This is a genomic window from Acinetobacter sp. 797_lipA (genome assembly GCF_058243025.1).
This window is the reverse complement of sequence record NZ_JBZAYQ010000001.1, coordinates 2733759-2750992: the sequence shown is the minus strand read 5'-3', so window position 1 is coordinate 2750992 and position 17234 is coordinate 2733759. Positions and strand designations below refer to the sequence as shown.

General features: G+C 43.2%; 16 protein-coding genes. 11 read left to right on the top strand and 5 right to left on the bottom strand.

Annotated elements, in window-relative coordinates:
• The first annotated feature begins 1 nt into the window (after position 1).
• The 4 genes from alr to AC4CU2_RS13670 all read left to right on the top strand — a co-directional run bounded on the left by alr (position 2) and on the right by AC4CU2_RS13670 (position 4370).
• On the top strand, positions 2-1099 hold the full coding sequence (gene alr / locus AC4CU2_RS13685) for an alanine racemase (RefSeq protein WP_201950171.1): 1098 nt from the start codon (positions 2-4) through the stop codon (positions 1097-1099).
• Positions 1100-1136: 37 nt separating this feature from the next.
• Positions 1137-1496, top strand: coding sequence for a RidA family protein (locus tag AC4CU2_RS13680; RefSeq protein ID WP_004694941.1), 360 nt, complete (start codon positions 1137-1139; stop codon positions 1494-1496).
• 141 nt (positions 1497-1637) lie between these two features.
• Complete coding sequence (locus tag AC4CU2_RS13675) at positions 1638-3080, top strand: amino acid permease (protein WP_176537218.1); 1443 nt, start codon at positions 1638-1640, stop codon at positions 3078-3080.
• Between the two features lie 183 nt (positions 3081-3263).
• Complete coding sequence (locus tag AC4CU2_RS13670; protein ID WP_279042848.1) at positions 3264-4370, top strand: acyltransferase family protein; 1107 nt, start codon at positions 3264-3266, stop codon at positions 4368-4370.
• An 81-nt stretch (positions 4371-4451) separates the two neighbouring features.
• Here AC4CU2_RS13670 and AC4CU2_RS13665 read toward each other — a convergent pair whose 3' ends face one another.
• Entirely contained in the window at positions 4452-4904 is a 453-nt protein-coding gene (locus tag AC4CU2_RS13665) for a CopD family protein (RefSeq protein WP_005011820.1), read from the bottom strand.
• 23 nt (positions 4905-4927) lie between these two features.
• On the bottom strand, positions 4928-6157 hold the full coding sequence (locus AC4CU2_RS13660) for a beta-ketoacyl synthase N-terminal-like domain-containing protein (RefSeq protein ID WP_004694933.1): 1230 nt from the start codon (positions 6155-6157) through the stop codon (positions 4928-4930).
• A 278-nt stretch (positions 6158-6435) separates the two neighbouring features.
• Between AC4CU2_RS13660 and AC4CU2_RS13655 the strand changes: the two genes are divergently transcribed.
• The 7 genes from AC4CU2_RS13655 to rimI all read left to right on the top strand — a co-directional run bounded on the left by AC4CU2_RS13655 (position 6436) and on the right by rimI (position 14357).
• The gene (locus AC4CU2_RS13655) at positions 6436-7893 is read left to right on the top strand and encodes an EcsC family protein (RefSeq protein WP_279042845.1); all 1458 of its coding nucleotides are present in this window, start codon (positions 6436-6438) and stop codon (positions 7891-7893) included.
• A gap of 154 nt (positions 7894-8047) precedes the next feature.
• Complete coding sequence (gene rpsL, locus AC4CU2_RS13650; RefSeq protein ID WP_002050319.1) at positions 8048-8422, top strand: 30S ribosomal protein S12; 375 nt, start codon at positions 8048-8050, stop codon at positions 8420-8422.
• 177 nt (positions 8423-8599) lie between these two features.
• Positions 8600-9070, top strand: coding sequence for a 30S ribosomal protein S7 (gene rpsG / locus AC4CU2_RS13645; protein ID WP_004694929.1), 471 nt, complete (start codon positions 8600-8602; stop codon positions 9068-9070).
• Positions 9071-9200: 130 nt separating this feature from the next.
• Positions 9201-11336, top strand: coding sequence for an elongation factor G (gene fusA / locus AC4CU2_RS13640; RefSeq protein WP_004694927.1), 2136 nt, complete (start codon positions 9201-9203; stop codon positions 11334-11336).
• Between the two features lie 93 nt (positions 11337-11429).
• A complete protein-coding gene (gene tuf, locus AC4CU2_RS13635) occupies positions 11430-12620 on the top strand; it encodes an elongation factor Tu (protein ID WP_004692776.1) in 1191 nt (396 codons plus the stop codon).
• A 292-nt stretch (positions 12621-12912) separates the two neighbouring features.
• The gene (locus tag AC4CU2_RS13630) at positions 12913-13794 is read left to right on the top strand and encodes a metal-dependent hydrolase (protein WP_087014336.1); all 882 of its coding nucleotides are present in this window, start codon (positions 12913-12915) and stop codon (positions 13792-13794) included.
• Positions 13795-13898: 104 nt separating this feature from the next.
• Positions 13899-14357, top strand: a complete 459-nt coding sequence (rimI, locus tag AC4CU2_RS13625) for a ribosomal protein S18-alanine N-acetyltransferase (protein WP_279042840.1) — start codon at positions 13899-13901, stop codon at positions 14355-14357.
• 29 nt (positions 14358-14386) lie between these two features.
• Here rimI and AC4CU2_RS13620 read toward each other — a convergent pair whose 3' ends face one another.
• From AC4CU2_RS13620 to trxB, 3 genes are all read right to left on the bottom strand, one after another.
• Positions 14387-15202, bottom strand: a complete 816-nt coding sequence (locus AC4CU2_RS13620) for an arginyltransferase (RefSeq protein ID WP_004694916.1) — start codon at positions 15200-15202, stop codon at positions 14387-14389.
• A gap of 21 nt (positions 15203-15223) precedes the next feature.
• Positions 15224-15955: a leucyl/phenylalanyl-tRNA--protein transferase gene (gene aat, locus AC4CU2_RS13615; RefSeq protein ID WP_062034249.1), complete on the bottom strand. Its 732-nt coding sequence runs from the start codon at positions 15953-15955 to the stop codon at positions 15224-15226.
• 86 nt (positions 15956-16041) lie between these two features.
• The gene (trxB, locus tag AC4CU2_RS13610) at positions 16042-16995 is read right to left on the bottom strand and encodes a thioredoxin-disulfide reductase (protein ID WP_279042837.1); all 954 of its coding nucleotides are present in this window, start codon (positions 16993-16995) and stop codon (positions 16042-16044) included.
• Between the last annotated feature and the right edge of the window lie 239 nt (positions 16996-17234).

The window sequence follows — 17234 nt, the reverse complement described above, 5'->3', positions numbered from 1 at the left end:
AATGCCACGTCCAATTACTGCAGTGATTCATAGTCAATCACTGCAGCATAATTTAAATGTTGCTCGCACGAAAATGCCGAATAGCCAAGTCTATGCGGTGGTCAAAGCCAATGCCTATGGTCATGGGATTGAACGCGTCTATCAAGCGTTCAAATCTGCCGATGGTTTTGCGCTGCTCGATTTGGCAGAGGCGAAACGCATCCGCGCTTTAGGCTGGATAGGTCCGGTTCTGTTACTCGAAGGTATTTTTTCAGAGCAAGACCTATTTGACTGCCATGAGCTGGGCCTAAGTTTCAGTATTCATAGTGAATATCAACTCGAATGGTTAGCGCGTTTTCCTTTAGAGGCGCAGTTCGATGTTTATTTAAAAATGAACAGCGGCATGAATCGTTTAGGTTTCCGTCCTGAACAATACCGTCAAGTGTGGCAGCAGCTTTCCAGTTTGCCTCAAGTTCAACGCTTGACCCATATGATGCATTTTTCGGATGCCGATGGTGAGCGTTTCGGACGTGAAGGCATTGCGCATCAATGCCAGTTATTTGATGCCATTACCCATGATCTGCCGGGTGCACGTTCTGTTAGCAACAGTGCAGCCATCTTACGCCATGAACAGTTGCAGTCGGATGTGATCCGTAGCGGCATCATGCTCTATGGCAGTTCTCCAGATTATCCAAGCCATTCGATTCAGGACTGGGACTTGCAACCTGCCATGAGTTTGCGCAGCGAGTTGATTGCCATTCAGCAATTAAAAGCAGGCGATAGCGTCGGTTATGGCTCAAAGTTCATTGCTGAAAGCGACATGCGTGTGGGTATTGTGGCTTGTGGTTATGCCGATGGTTATCAACGGATTACCGCAACAGGTACGCCTATTTTAGTTGATGGACAACGCAGCAGCTTGGTCGGGCGTGTCAGCATGGACATGTTGGCGGTCGATTTATCTCACCTTCCAAATGCCCAAGTCGGCAGTGAAGTGGTGCTGTGGGGTACATCGAAACAGGGTGCTGTACTCAGCATTGATGAAGTCGCAGCAGGTTCAGGCACGATTGGCTATGAGCTGATGTGTGCTGTCACTGCACGTGTCAATTTTATCCAAGATTAAATTTTATTTTTATACAGTTTCATACAAGGAAAGACCTATGTCACATTCAGACATTCAAAAATTCAACACCAACGAAGTCATGAGTGCAGTCACTGTGTTTAATCAAGTGGTGTATTTGTCAGGGCAAGTGCCAAAAAATACCGACAATGATGTCGCAGGTCAGACCCGTGAAATTTTAGCAACAATTGATGAGCTTTTAGCTTTGGCAAATACAGATAAATCACGTTTGTTATCTGCTCAGCTTTACATCAAAAATCTCTCTGATTTTTCTACAGTCAATGCGATTTGGATTGACTGGATGAATGGTTGTGTAGCACCTTCACGTGCCACGATTCAGGCTGATTTGGTTAATCCAAACTGGTTGATCGAAATTGCAGTGACGGCTGCACAAAACTAATTTTTAAACTCTCCCCGTGTATATCAGCGCTTGGGTTTCAACCGAAGTGCTGATGAGCGTATAAATGCCGCCCGTTAGGATAACGAGCACTGTATGAACATGGTTTATACGCAAAAAAGGACTTTAACAGGATGTTAAATTATGACGACTACCCCACAAGCTGACGGTGCAAATGCATCATCGCATGAATTACAACGGAAATTATCCAACCGCCACCTGCAATTGATTGCCATTGGTGGCGCGATTGGTACGGGCCTGTTCATGGGTTCGGGCAAAACCATCTCTCTTGCTGGTCCTTCTATCTTAATCATTTATATGATTATCGGGACCATGTTCTTCTTCCTGATGCGTGCATTGGGCGAAATTTTATTGTCAAATTTGCACTATAAGTCGTTTATCGATATGGCTCATGATCTGATTGGGCCAGGTGCGGGTTACTATATCGGTTGGTCCTATTGGCTCGGTTGGGTCTTGGTCGGTATTGCGGACTTGGCAGCCATTATTAACTATCTTGGCTTTTGGCTCCCACCAGACATGGCCTTTACTCCTATGGGACAGGCTTTAATCAGTGTCGGCTGTGTGCTGTTTGTCCTTGGGTTAAATTTGCTGACCGTGAAACTCTTTGGTGAAATTGAATTTTGGTTTGCTTTAATCAAAATTTTAGCCATTTTAGGGCTGATCGTGATTGGTGGCTTTATGGTGTTTAGCCATTTCCAAGCACCGGGCGGTTCAGTTGCAAGCTTTAGTCATGTTTGGTCGCATGGCGGGATGTTCCCTCAAGGTGGCAGTGGCTTTTTAGCAGGCTTCCAAATTGCACTCTTTGCCTTTGTCGGTGTAGAGCTGATTGGAACCATGGCTGCTGAAACCAAAGACCCTGAAAAGAACTTACCGAAAGCAGTGAATGCGATTCCAACCCGTATCATTTTGTTCTATGTCTTGTCGCTATTTGTGGTGATGTCGGTGACGCCGTGGAATCAAATTCCTGCGGATCAAAGCCCGTTCGTTTCACTATTTTTACATGCAGGTATCCCAACTTCAGCCATCATTATGAACTTGGTGGTACTGTCTTCAGTGATGTCTTCAATGAATAGTGGTGTGTTCTCTACATCACGTATGCTGTTTGGTTTGGCAAGAGAAGGGCAAGCACCACAGAGCCTAGCGCGTCTGTCAAAACGTGCGGTGCCAGCAAAAGGCTTATTCTTCTCATGTGCTTTTATCATGGCAGGTGCTGCGCTGCAGTACTTTGTACCAAACACGGTTGAAGCCTTTACATTAGCCAGCTCATTGTGTGTGATTCTGTTCATCAGTATCTGGAGCATTATTATGGTGTGCTATATCCGCTACCGTAAATTGCGTCCTGAGCTACATGCAAAATCGACTTTTAAAATGCCGGGCGGTGTTTGGATGTCTTATGTGGTCTTAATCTTCTTGTTCTTTACGTTGATTATTTTGAGTTTAGAGGCGGATACTCTTCGTGCACTCATGATCAGTCCACTATGGGTGATTGTTCTAGCCGTGACGTATCAACTGCTGTACAAGCCTCGTATGAAAAAACGTCTGTTAGGGCAGCAACTGGATAACTAAAATTCATTCTGTACTCGTGATGTTTGAAAGAAAGCCCTGCATAAGTAGGGCTTTCTTTTTGCTTGAGCTGAATTAATCGGTTCTAATTCAGTGTTAGATAATTGTATGATTTTATATATAAAAGCTGTCTAAATCAGGTGATTTCACTTTTAATGAGGCACTTTAAAATTTTAATAATGATTTATGCGTAATTATAAAATAGACATCCTGCGTGGCGTGTCCATCCTGTTGGTGCTGATTCACCATTTCAATATTCCTTATAAATTACACGATACCTTTCTCGGCATCTCAATTGGGGGCGAGAGCTTAAGTACTTTGATTGCAAGAAATGGCAACTATGGTGTGACCATGTTTTTTGTCATTTCAGGTTTTTTGATTACTCAGCATACCTTGCAGCGCAGTGGATCTTTGGCGCAGATTAAGCTGAAAGATTTTTATATCCGTCGTCTTGCTCGAATCATGCCGTGTCTGGTGTTATTGGTCACGATGGTCAGTGTGCTCGGAAGCTTAGGATTACAACCCTTTATCAATCAGTCGCCCAATGGCGTAGAAGTGTCCTATGCTGTCACCGTCCTTTCAGCTTTGAGCTTCTGGATGAATCTACTGATTATTGAATACGGCTGGGTGAACTATGCTTTGGGCGTATTGTGGTCTTTATCGGTTGAAGAAGTCTTCTATTTAGCGTTTCCTGTCCTGTGTTTAGCACTGGGTCGGGGCAAAGGCTTTATTATTTTTCTGCTCGTTGTCATTGCGTATGCACCGTATTTTCGTGCCCTCCATTTTGGCGAGGGAAGCGGCGCTTATCTGTATCATTATTTTTCTAGTTTCGATGGAATTGCCATTGGCTGCCTCACCGCAATATATGCGCAACATATTAAAGGTGTAATTTACAATCAAAAAATGATTGTTGCAGTAACAGCGTTTCTAATGACCGCTTTATATTTTTATGCACCCATCAAAGAGGTGAGTAGTTGGGGCATCAGCGTATTTGCTTTACTTACAGCGTTACTCATATTGTGTTTTACCCAAGACCTGAAAGTTAAACCTATCTCATACACGGCACGGAGTTTGGTCTGGATTGGACAGCGTAGCTATGAAATGTATCTGTTTCATTTGATTGTTCTCGGCTTAATGAAAGTGGTGTATTTCCCAAAAGAAACTTTAGCGGCTGAAAAGTTGATGTTGTTGCCTGTTTATTTTATCGCAGTGTTTATTTTGAGTTGGGTGATTGAGAAATATTATTCAACCCCGCTCAATTTAAAAATTCGTCAATCTTGGATACGCTCGTAATACTGATCTTGAACTGTGCTGTTGATTTTGTACAGACATTAAAAAGCCCCGAATCAATCGGGGCTTTTTAAGTGTGGGATTTTAAAATGTCGGTTTAACCACGACTAAAATCACCACAGCAAATAAAATGAGGGTCGGCATTTCATTAAAGAAGCGCCAGAACTTGTGTGACTTGTAATGCGCATGACCAATCAATTTCTTACGGTAATAACCGCAAACAAAGTGATAAATCACCAATAGTCCAACCAAACCGACTTTGAGGTAGAACCAAAGGGCTTCATGGTAGTGGCGCGTTGCATCACCCCAATCGACCAAGAAATGTGCCGTGATCAGTGTTGCAATCATCGACGGCCACATAATACCACGGTACAACTTACGCTCCATGACCTCAAAACGTTGATGACTGACGGCATCATCACTCATGGCATGGTAAACATAGAGCCGTGGTAAGTAGAACAATGCAGCGAACCAACACACCACGGCAATAATATGTAATGCTTTTACCCACAAGAAAGCATCAGAAGGAGCATCCATCAAGTCACCCTAAAATGAGCGGCTTAGCCTTCCCACTTTTTGAAAATGAGACATGCATTTACGCCGCCAAAACCGAAACTGTTACTCATCACAGTATTCAATTTTGCGTCACGTTTTTCAAGCACGATATCAAATGGTTTTGCGCCTTCATCCAGTTCAGTCACGTTGATGTTGGGTGCAATAAAATCATTTTGCATCATTAGGACAGAGTAGATTGCTTCTTGTACGCCCGCTGCACCTAAGCTATGACCTGTCATTGACTTGGTTGAGCTGAGTGGAGGAACTTGACCTTCGCCAAATGCACGTTCCATTGCTTTTAATTCAGTGATGTCACCGGCAGGCGTCGACGTACCATGCGTATTCACATAGTCAATTTTGTCTACGCCGTGTTGTTTTGCTTCTTCAAGTGCCATCAGTACACAACGTGTCGCACCTTCACCCGATGGCGCAACCATGTCTGCACCATCACTGTTTGCCGCATAGCCCACAACTTCAGCCAAAATGTTGGCACCACGTGCTTGCGCATGTTCTAAAGACTCAAGCACTACAAAACCGCCACCGCCAGCAATCACGAAACCGTCACGGTCAGCAGAGTAAGGACGAGACGCTGTTTCTGGTGTGTCATTGTATTTTGAGCACAGTGCACCCATCGCATCAAATAACAAGCTTTGAGACCAGTGATCTTCTTCACCGCCACCTGCAAGCATGAGGTCTTGCTTGCCCAATTGAATCAGGTTATAAGCATAACCAATTGCATCAGCAGACGTTGCGCATGCGCTGGTAATGGTGTGTGCAACACCTTGCATTTTAAAAGCAACGCCAACGTTTGCCGTAATTGTGTTCGACATATTACGAGGTACGAAGAACGGACCAACTTTACGTGCGCCTTTGGTGTCTAACAATTCTTTCATTTCAACTACAGATGCAGTTGAACCACCACCTGAACCACCCGCGATACCATAGCGTGGATTGCCACCAATTTGCTCTGCTGTTAAGCCTGCATTTTCAACCGCAGCAACCGCAGCATTGTATGCATACATGGCACAAACACCCATAAAGCGTTTTAGCTTACGGTCGATGCCATCAAAGTCTTGTTCAGCAGCAGCGCTGATATGGCTTTTAAAATTGAGTTCAGCATAGGTTGGGTTAAAACGTGTCCCAGAAATCCCGTTTTGTAATGCATGAGTAACTTCTTCCAAAGTATTACCGATACATGAGTTGATACCCATGCCAGTGATTACTACACGTTTCATTTAAAGATCCCTTATATGGTGGTTTTGCAGAGTTGCGCTTAAAGATGAATCAACAATTTATTTCTAAGCCAATTGCAACTCTTATGTTTTCAATGCAGATCATAATAGCAGAAAGAATTTTTAATTCTTATGGCAAATCCTATGCCAATTTGACTTGTCTTAAAATCAGGAGCAGGGCATTTCAACTTTACTAAAAGACACATATTCTTATTGAGATAAATGCGTACTACACCTAGTATTTAGCTAGAAATGAAAGATTATAAAGTACGGGGTACGGAATGGCGGATTCAAACAATAAACAGCGCAGTGGTTTCTTTTCAAATGCCTTCGGAGTGGCTAAAAAGCTCAGTCATACAGGTTTAAACATATTAAACCAAGTGAGCCCAGATACGGCCTCAGCACTGACCAATACTACAACTGGTGATAGTGCGAGTACAAAAACAAAATCGAAAAATAAGCGTTATGAACACCCGCAGCAAGTCTTAAGAGACCATCTGCCGACAGTATCGCGTCATTTATTGGGACGTCATTATGTCAACGCAAATCGAGTGGCACATTTTGTGTCGCCACAACTTTCCGATAAAGCCGCAGATTATTTTTTTAGCCAGCTCAATCAATTTAGCTCAAGTATGAGCTCGGTCGATGCCGTTTTAGATGAAGCAGGCGTGCGTGATTTAGAAATGCTGACCCAAGATGTCGACCGTTCAAAACGGATTAGTCAGGCATTGTCCGAACAAAATAAAATTATTGCTATCTTGCAAGGCGCACTGACTGGAGCAACGGGCTTTGTGGGCTCAACCGTAGATGTCCCTGCTTCCTTGGTGATGTCGTTACGTATGATCTACCAAGTGGGACGTTCTTATGGTTTTGACTTAACTAAAGAGTCCGATCAAGACATCGTCCAGTTTATTTTTAAACAGATTGATCTTGGGCTGATTGCGGAAAAACAAACTTTGTTGATGGCGATAAAAGCCATTTCAAATACCTTGCAAACCCATGATGTCTCTCAGTTACAACAGCTTTTAGGTTCAAGCAATGATATTGAAGCCTTAAAGAAATGGTTGACCAATGCCGATGGTCAGCTGAAATGGGGGCAGTCGATTGCTAACCTATCGCTACTGAATAAGTTAGCAAAACTCACACCAATTGCCAGTGCAGGGGTGAGTGCAGCTTATAGTTGGCGCCTTGTTGATGATGTACACCAAAAAGCACAACTGGTTTTTTCAGAAGCCCGTCAATATATCATCCAACAAAAAGATACCAGCCTTAGTGCTTTAACAGCATATGAACGCTCACTTGAGCTTTTGGTGAAAGCCTCACCAAGACTATTGTCACAGCGCAGTACATCAGAGACCGATGGTTCAGATTTGAAACTTGGGGCTGAAGTGGAGTTAAATGGTCATCAAAGCATTACCAAGGTTAAAATCCAGAAAAAGTCTGACAAAGTTACAGAGCCTGTCGCAACCGAAGAACGTGTTCAACAAGGGCTGGAACAACTCGCAGATCAAATGATTGAACCCCATGATGCTGTTGCACCGCAGCAACCAGCCCTACAAATGGAAGAGGATCTTGCAGATTTATATCCAGTGGATGAGGTTGAGGAGACCACACAGAACAATAATGAGTCTTTTACGGAAAATGAACCCAATATGGCTTCAAAAGTCACAGCAAAACCCGCTGTAGAGCCGACTGAAAAAAAGGTTACAAAAAGACGAAATGCGCCAAGTAAAAAATAAACCCTTTAAAATAGATAGAAATTTGTAAAAGCCCTGATTTGGTCAACATTACATGTAGTTTGAAATGTTGACCATTTTTACGTCTTAGCTTACAATTGCATGCCCTCAAAAAGTCGTCTTTTTTTGGGTTTTTTATTAACGGGAGAATTGCCAAATGGCAACAACAAATCAGTTGATCCGTAAGGGTCGTACGACTTTAGTTGAAAAATCTAAAGTTCCTGCGTTGAAGGCTTGTCCACAACGTCGTGGTGTTTGTACACGTGTTTACACAACTACACCTAAAAAACCTAACTCAGCAATGCGTAAAGTTTGCCGTGTGCGTTTAACTTCTGGCTTTGAAGTTTCTAGCTACATCGGTGGTGAAGGCCACAACCTACAAGAGCACAGTGTTGTTCTTATCCGTGGTGGTCGTGTTAAAGACTTACCAGGTGTACGTTACCATACCGTTCGTGGTTCTTTAGACTGTGCTGGTGTGAAAGATCGTAACCAGTCTCGTTCTAAATACGGTACTAAACGTCCTAAGAAATAATCTTTCGAGATTAACCTCTTAGTTCGCTAGAACTGCAATCCTTTATCGTCTCGCTTGTCTGATTTCTGCATTAATTTTGTGAAATTCAAGCGACGTGTAGTAAGGCCAGCGAAAGCACATGACACTTTGTGCTACGGCTGGATTAACCTGAAGTGTCATATATATAGGTAGTTTAAAATGCCAAGACGTCGCGTAGTTGCTGCTCGTGAAATCCTTCCGGATCCTAAGTTCAGCAGCCAAACAATCGCTAAATTCATGAACCACGTAATGCAAGATGGTAAAAAATCTATTGCTGAAAGTATCGTTTACGGTGCTTTAGACCGCGTTCAAGAAAAAAACAAAGTAGACCCAGTTGAATTTTTCGAGACTACTCTTGAAAAAGTTCGTCCTATGGTTGAAGTAAAAGCACGCCGTGTTGGTGGTGCTACTTATCAAGTACCTATGGAAGTACGCCCATCCCGTCGTACTGCTCTAGCTATGCGTTGGTTAGTAGATGCTGCTGCTAAGCGTTCTGAAAAAACTATGGCTTTACGTCTTGCTGGTGAGTTGCTTGATGCAGCTGAAGGTAAAGGCGCAGCGGTTAAAAAACGTGATGACGTGCATCGTATGGCTGAAGCCAACAAAGCATTCTCTCACTACCGCTTCTAAGCGACTAAAACAGCCCCTATTCAGGAGGGTGACAGCTTGGCTTACGCCAAACTGTCATCGAATCGCTTTAAGCTGTTCGTCAGCTTAAAGCGCCTGTTTTAAACAACAAAATTTAGGAATGCAAGAAATCATGGCTCGTCAAACCCCAATTTCTCGTTATCGTAACATTGGTATTTCTGCGCACATTGATGCGGGTAAAACCACAACTACAGAACGTATTTTGTTCTACACAGGTGTATCTCACAAAATTGGTGAAGTACACGATGGTGCAGCAACAATGGACTGGATGGAGCAAGAGCAAGAACGTGGTATTACCATTACTTCTGCTGCTACGACTACATTCTGGTCAGGTATGTCTAAACAGTTCCCTGAACACCGTATCAACGTAATTGATACACCGGGACACGTTGACTTCACAATTGAAGTTGAACGTTCTATGCGTGTTCTTGATGGTGCGTGTATGGTTTACTGTGCTGTAGGTGGTGTACAACCTCAGTCTGAAACTGTATGGCGTCAAGCGAACAAATACCAAGTGCCTCGTTTAGCATTCGTGAACAAGATGGACCGTACAGGTGCAAACTTCTTCCGTGTTGTTGAACAAATGAAGACACGTTTAGGTGCAGCTCCTGTACCTGTAGTAATCCCTGTTGGCGCTGAAGAAAACTTCCAAGGCGTAATCGACTTGATCGAAATGAAAGCGATCATTTGGGATGAAGCTTCACAAGGTATGCAGTTCGAATACGGTGAAATCCCGGCTGAACTTCAAGCTACTGCTGAAGAATGGCGTGTAAACATGGTTGAAGCTGCTGCTGAAGCTTCTGAAGAGCTAATGGACAAATACCTAGAAGAAGGCGAACTATCTAAAGAAGATATCGTTGCTGGTCTACGTGTTCAAACTTTGGCTTGTCAAATTCAACCAATGCTTTGTGGTACAGCGTTCAAAAACAAAGGTGTTCAACGTATGTTGGACGCAGTAATTGAATTCTTACCGTCGCCTACAGAAGTTAAAGCGATTGAAGGTGTTCTTGACGATAAGGCTGAAACTAAAGCGATTCGTGAAGCATCTGACGAAGCTCCGTTCTCTGCGCTTGCGTTCAAAATCATGAACGACAAATTCGTAGGTAACTTAACTTTCGTACGTGTTTACTCTGGTGTTCTTAAACAAGGTGATTCTGTTTATAACCCAGTTAAATCTAAACGTGAACGTATCGGCCGTATCGTGCAAATGCACGCGAACGATCGTCAAGACGTTGAAGAAATTCGTGCGGGTGATATCGCTGCGTGTGTAGGTCTTAAAGACGTAACTACGGGTGATACACTTTGTGATGAGAAAAATGTCATCACACTTGAGCGTATGGAATTCCCAGAGCCAGTAATTGCATTGGCTGTTGAACCAAAAACTAAAGCTGACCAAGAAAAAATGTCAATTGCTTTAGGTCGTTTGGCTAAGGAAGATCCATCATTCCGCGTTCGTACTGACGAAGAGTCAGGTCAAACAATTATTGCTGGTATGGGTGAACTTCACCTTGACATCATTGTTGATCGTATGAAGCGTGAATTCGGTGTTGAAGCAAACATTGGTAAACCAATGGTTTCTTACCGTGAAACGATCAAGAAAACAGTTGAACAAGAAGGTAAATTCGTACGTCAAACTGGTGGTAAAGGTAAATTTGGTCACGTATACGTACGTTTAGAGCCAATGGATCCTGAATCAGAAAAAGATTACGAATTCGTTGAAGAAGTTGTTGGTGGTGTAGTTCCTAAAGAATTCTTCGGTGCTGTGGATAAAGGTATCCAAGAGCGTATGAAGAATGGTGTCCTTGCTGGTTACCCAGTTGTTGGCATCAAAGCTACATTGTTTGACGGTTCTTACCACGATGTCGATTCGGACGAATTATCGTTCAAAATGGCAGGTTCTTACGCATTCCGTGACGGTTTCATGAAAGCAGATCCTATCTTGCTTGAACCGATCATGAAAGTTGAAGTAGAAACTCCAGAAGACTACATGGGCGATATCATGGGTGACTTAAACCGTCGTCGTGGTATGGTTCAAGGTATGGACGACTTGCCTGGCGGTACTAAAGCAATTAAAGCTGAAGTTCCACTTGCAGAGATGTTTGGTTACGCGACTCAAATGCGTTCTATGTCTCAAGGCCGTGCAACATACTCTATGGAATTTGCTAAATATGCTGAAACTCCACGTAACGTGGCTGAAGGCATCATTTCTAAATTCCAGTCTGGCGGTAAAAAAGGTGACGACGAGTAATCTTTCGATTACTATAAGCCCAAACTAATTCATAGTTAAAAACCAAGTGCTCATGCAGTGATCCTGCATGAGTAGTTTAAAAAGGAAGATCTCATGGCTAAGGCTAAGTTTGAACGTAATAAGCCACACGTTAACGTGGGCACAATCGGTCACGTTGACCATGGTAAAACAACTTTAACAGCTGCAATTGCAACTGTATGTGCGAAGAAATTCGGTGGCGAAGCGAAAGACTACGCTGCAATTGACTCTGCACCAGAAGAAAAAGCACGTGGTATTACAATTAATACTTCACACGTAGAATACGATTCTCCAACTCGTCACTACGCACACGTAGACTGCCCGGGCCACGCCGATTATGTTAAAAACATGATTACTGGTGCTGCTCAGATGGACGGCGCGATCCTTGTATGTGCTGCGACTGATGGTCCAATGCCACAGACTCGTGAACACATCCTTCTTTCTCGTCAGGTTGGTGTACCTTACATTCTTGTATTCCTTAACAAGTGTGACCTTGTTGATGATGAAGAACTTCTTGAATTAGTAGAAATGGAAGTTCGTGAACTTCTTTCTACTTATGACTTCCCAGGTGATGACACTCCAGTTATCCGTGGTTCAGCTCTTCTTGCACTTAACGGTGACGCTGGTCAGTATGGCGAAGAAGCAGTTGTTGCGCTTGTTGACGCACTTGACACTTACATTCCAGAGCCAGTACGTGCAATCGACCAAGCATTCTTAATGCCAATCGAAGACGTATTCTCTATTTCTGGTCGTGGTACAGTAGTAACTGGCCGTGTAGAAACTGGTATTGTGAAAGTAGGCGAATCAGTTGAAATCGTTGGTATCCGTGATACTCAAGTAACTACAGTTACTGGCGTAGAAATGTTCCGTAAATTGCTTGACGAAGGTCGTGCGGGCGAGAACTGTGGTGTTCTTCTACGTGGTACTAAGCGTGAAGACGTACAACGTGGTCAAGTACTTGCTAAACCAGGTGCAATCAAGCCGCACACTAAATTCGATGCAGAAGTATACGTGCTTTCTAAAGAAGAAGGTGGTCGTCACACTCCATTCCTTAACGGTTACCGTCCACAGTTCTACTTCCGTACAACTGACGTAACTGGCGCGATCAAATTACAAGATGGCGTTGAAATGGTTATGCCTGGTGACAACGTAGAAATGTCAGTAGAATTAATCCACCCAATCGCAATGGACCCAGGTCTACGTTTTGCGATCCGTGAAGGTGGCCGTACAGTTGGTGCTGGTGTAGTTGCTAAAGTAACTGCATAATCATCTGATTGTGTAAAAAAAGCGCTCCTTCGGGGCGCTTTTTTTATTTATTCATTTTTACTGCGAAAGTGATTATTTTAGGCAAGATACGGCATGCTTTAGTGTTCATCCTAAAAATAGCGTAGAACTTTACGCACACTAAATTGTCTAACAATCCACCCTGAAAACTGTCCTAAACTGATATTTTGCTGACCCTAACTGCACTTATGGGCGGAGCCTAATCACGTAAGATAAAAAGACGAAAACAACTATAAGCAGTGGATGTCTTCAGGATATTCATAGGAGCAAAAATATGAATGCGAAGGTAAAAATCACAAACCGTGCGGGCGCGAGTTTCCCTGTACGTCGGATGAACTTTGAGTTTGAAAGCGTACCTGAATATTGGATGAATGGTTCAGCTGGACTGACCCATTTTATGACCGCACTGTCAGCACTCTTTCCAGCAGGTGAAATGTTTTTTATCGACAGTGTTCGTGCCGTTAGACAGCATCCCTCAATCAAAGATAATGCCGAATTACAAAAAGAAATTTCAGCCTTTATTGGTCAAGAAGCGATGCATACGCAAGAACATGAAGGTTTTAATGCGTCTGCGCAAAAGTATGGGCACGATGTTGCAACACTTGACCGCTATACCGACCGTGCAATTCAAACCACACGTAAAGTGTTTGCTTTTCTAGGCAAGCCTGTGGGTATTACACAAGAGATGGTGGATTTAACAGCAACCACCGCGCTGGAACATTTTACTGCAACTATTGCCTCTCAGTTGTTGGTCAATAACCACATTCAAGAGCTGATGAGCGATGAAACCATGAAAACCATGTGGTTATGGCATGCTATTGAAGAAAATGAGCACAAAGCTGTGGCTTATGATGTATTTGAAGGAGTTTTTGGAAAGGGAATCAAATCCTATCTACTACGAACGGGATCACTGGTTGCAGCCATGGCCATTTTATTCTGCGTGCAGTCGTATTTTGTGTTTCGGTTATTAAAGCAAGATAAACAATTGAACAGGGCTGCGCTGAAAGATATTTATACCTATGCATATAGTCCATCGAAAGGAATTATTACAGGGATGGCACGTGAAATGATCATGTACTTTAAACCAGGTTTTCATCCTAATCATCACGACACCGACGCTTTACTTGAGAAGTGGAAGCTAAAATTAGGTTTTTAAGCAGTTTTGGCTCTTTGAGCGATGTAAATCACTCTTTTTTTTGTTCGGTTTTTAGCACAAATTTTTTATACTGTGACCTCCACATTTTAGAAAGATAAACGAAGATGATTCGTTTAATGCAAGCTGCGGACTTAAGCCAAGTTGCGCAGATTGAAAATTTAGTTCAAACCCATCCTTGGAGCCTAAAACAGTTCCAAGAGTCCATGCAGTCTTATCACAGTACCGTGATTGAACAGGCAGGGCAGGTCGTAGGCTTTTGTATCCTCCAACCCGTTCTTGATGAGGCCAATTTATTGTTGATGGCCATTCATCCAAGCCAGCAAGGCAAAGGGTTGGGTTACCAGCTATTAGATGCATCACTGGCACAACTCAAAAACAACCCAATACAAGTGTTCTTAGAAGTCCGTGAGAGCAATCAGGCGGCCATTGCCTTGTATGAAAAGTCCGGTTTTCATCAAATTGATTTGCGTAAAAACTATTATCCTAAACCAGATGGTGGTCGTGAGCATGCCATTATTATGGTGAAATCATGTAGTGATGACTTTTCCGAGTTGTTTAAATGAGAGAACAGTTAAGCTTCTGTATAACGCCATTATTTAATAATGGCGTTATTCCACCCCGAAGGTAGGGTGGTCATTAAGGAGTTTCCCAGTTGCTGCACTTCCTCGCTGCTCAGGCTGTGATTGAGTCTGCGCCACTGACCATCAATCAGTAACTCTAGCGGTAAATACTGCGATTTGTAGTTCATTTTTTCTGAGTGTGGTACCCAATAGCCCAAATACACAAACTGCAAAGCGCGTGCTTTTGCTAGCTCGATTTGTTTTAAAATGGCGAAAGTGCCGAGTGAGCGTTTGTTTTCATCGGGATCAAAAAAAGTATAAACCGCAGATAAGCCATCATCTAAAGGGTCGCAGGTCGAAACACAGATGAGTTGGTCTTCTTTCCACAGCTCTAAGAAAAAGCTCTCGGTACAGCTATGCACGAGGAATTTATCAAATTGATCGCGGCTAGGTGGGAACATGTCTCCATCGGCATGGCGTTTAAAGATATAACGCTCATATAAGTCATAATGTTTTTTGGTGGCATCCGCAGTGCGGGTAATTTTTAAAGTCAGATCTTGATTGCGTTTCCATGCTTTTTTTTGACTGCTGTTCATCTTAAATTCGCGTACAGGTACGCGGCTCGACAAGCACTGTCGACACAGATGACACTCTGGGCGGTAGACAAAATCACCACTCCGGCGAAAACCCACCCGAGAAAGTTCGGACAGCGTGACGACATCAATACGATGTGCTGGATCGAGAAATACCATCCGGGCTGACTTTTTTTCTAGATAGCTGCAGTCATGCGGTGGCGTGATGTAATACTGTAAATCATTCAGTAGGGACTTCGGGTGATACGAATTCATGATAAATCCCTCTATTATTCTTTATTCGGTCAGTCGCGCATTTTGCGCTATTGTTTTACTTGAAAATACACCCTCCTGATACATTTTCCAATCGATAGCGGGTTGATTTACAACATCTTGTAACGATTTTAAATAGGTTTGCCGAGAAAGTGTACAAGCACCGAGGCTTAACAGATGATCATTGACCAATTGGCAGTCGATCCAAGGCAGCTTATTTTCACGTCCAATCAACATCAGCGTATAAAAGGCCATTTTTGAGACATCCGTTTCGGTACTGAACATGGACTCCCCAAAACAGCCGTGTCCAATGCTGATGCCATATAGTCCACCAACCAAGCGTGTTTGATCCCATACTTCAACACTATAGCCATAACCTGCATCAAACATTGCGCAGTAGCCATCTATAATGTCTTCACTGATCCACGTGTCATCAGCGTAGCTGCGTGGTAGTGAGCAGGCACGGATCACCCGTTCAAAAGCTTGATTGATGGTGATGCGATAATCTTGCTTTTTCATGCTCCGAAGGAGAGTTTTACTGGGCTGATAATCCTGCGGACGGATGATGCAACGTGGCTCGGGGCACCACCAGCAAATGGGCTCACCTGTAGAGAACCATGGAAATAAACCATGGGTATAGGCTTCAAACAGGGTAGAAGGGGAGAGGTCTGCACCGATACAAATTAAGCCTTCACCCTCGGGGTCAACTTCAAGCGGATCGGGAAAGATATACTCAGAAGGCGGTAACTGCTGCATAGTGATGTGTATACATGATAAAAAATGACTTTAAGATCATACATAAAAAAACCGCCTATGGAAGGCGATCTTTTTCAAGGCTTAGATTATTCGCCTAAAGCATCCAAATACTTTTCCGCATCTAGCGCAGCCATACAGCCAGACCCCGCTGAAGTGATCGCTTGACGATAAACGCTATCAGCAATGTCGCCTGCTGCGAATACACCAGCGACGGAAGCAGCTGTGGCATTACCAGATGTACCGCTTTGAACTTGGATATAGCCATCACGTAAGTTCAATTGACCATCAAACATTGCGCTGTTTGGTTTGTGGCCAATTGCAACAAACAAACCTTGGACATCAATATCTTGTGTAGATTCGTCTTGAGTTGATTTTAAGCGAACTGCGGTTACACCCGTGTTGTCACCTAAAACTTCATCCACTTGGTGATTCCAAATGATGCTGATTTTGCCTTCTTTTTCTTTCTCAAATAAATGATCTTGAAGAATTTTTTCAGAACGTAATGAGTCACGACGGTGAACCAAAGTCACATGCGATGCAATGTTAGACAAATATAGTGCTTCTTCAACGGCAGTATTACCGCCACCGACAACCATGACTTTTTGGTTTTTATAGAAGAAACCATCACAGGTTGCACATGCGCTCACGCCTTGGCCCATAAAAGCAGCTTCAGACTCAAGACCTAAGTACTGAGCGGTCGCACCTGTGGCAATAATCAGTGCATCACAAGTGAACTCATCCATGTCACCTTTGAGTACAAATGGACGTACAGAAAGATCGACTTCATTGATATGATCGTAGATGATTTCAGTACCAAAGCGTTCAGCATGCGCTTGCATACGTTCCATCAGTGCAGGACCTGTTAAGCCTTCAGGGTCACCCGGCCAGTTATCAACTTCAGTCGTTGTCGTTAGCTGACCACCGAGTTGGATACCCGCAATCAATGTCGGCTTTAAGTTAGCACGCGCGGCATATACCGCAGCGCTGTAACCCGCAGGGCCTGAACCGAGAATAATCAAACGTGAGTGACGAGCGTTCATACGTAGAATCCTTTTTTTATTTAGAAATTTGTGGAATTATACGTGAAACTCTATAACAGTTGTGTGAGTTCAATGTCGATATTATTGATCAATCAAATCGATTTGAGCTATATAGAAGAAATATACGGTGTAGAGCGGGAAAAAGTGGAAAAATCATCTGCTCGCTATACATAAAGCATTTAAGAATAGTGCATCTTTTTATAAAGAAGAGGTGCATAATATGACGTTTATTGTGAAAC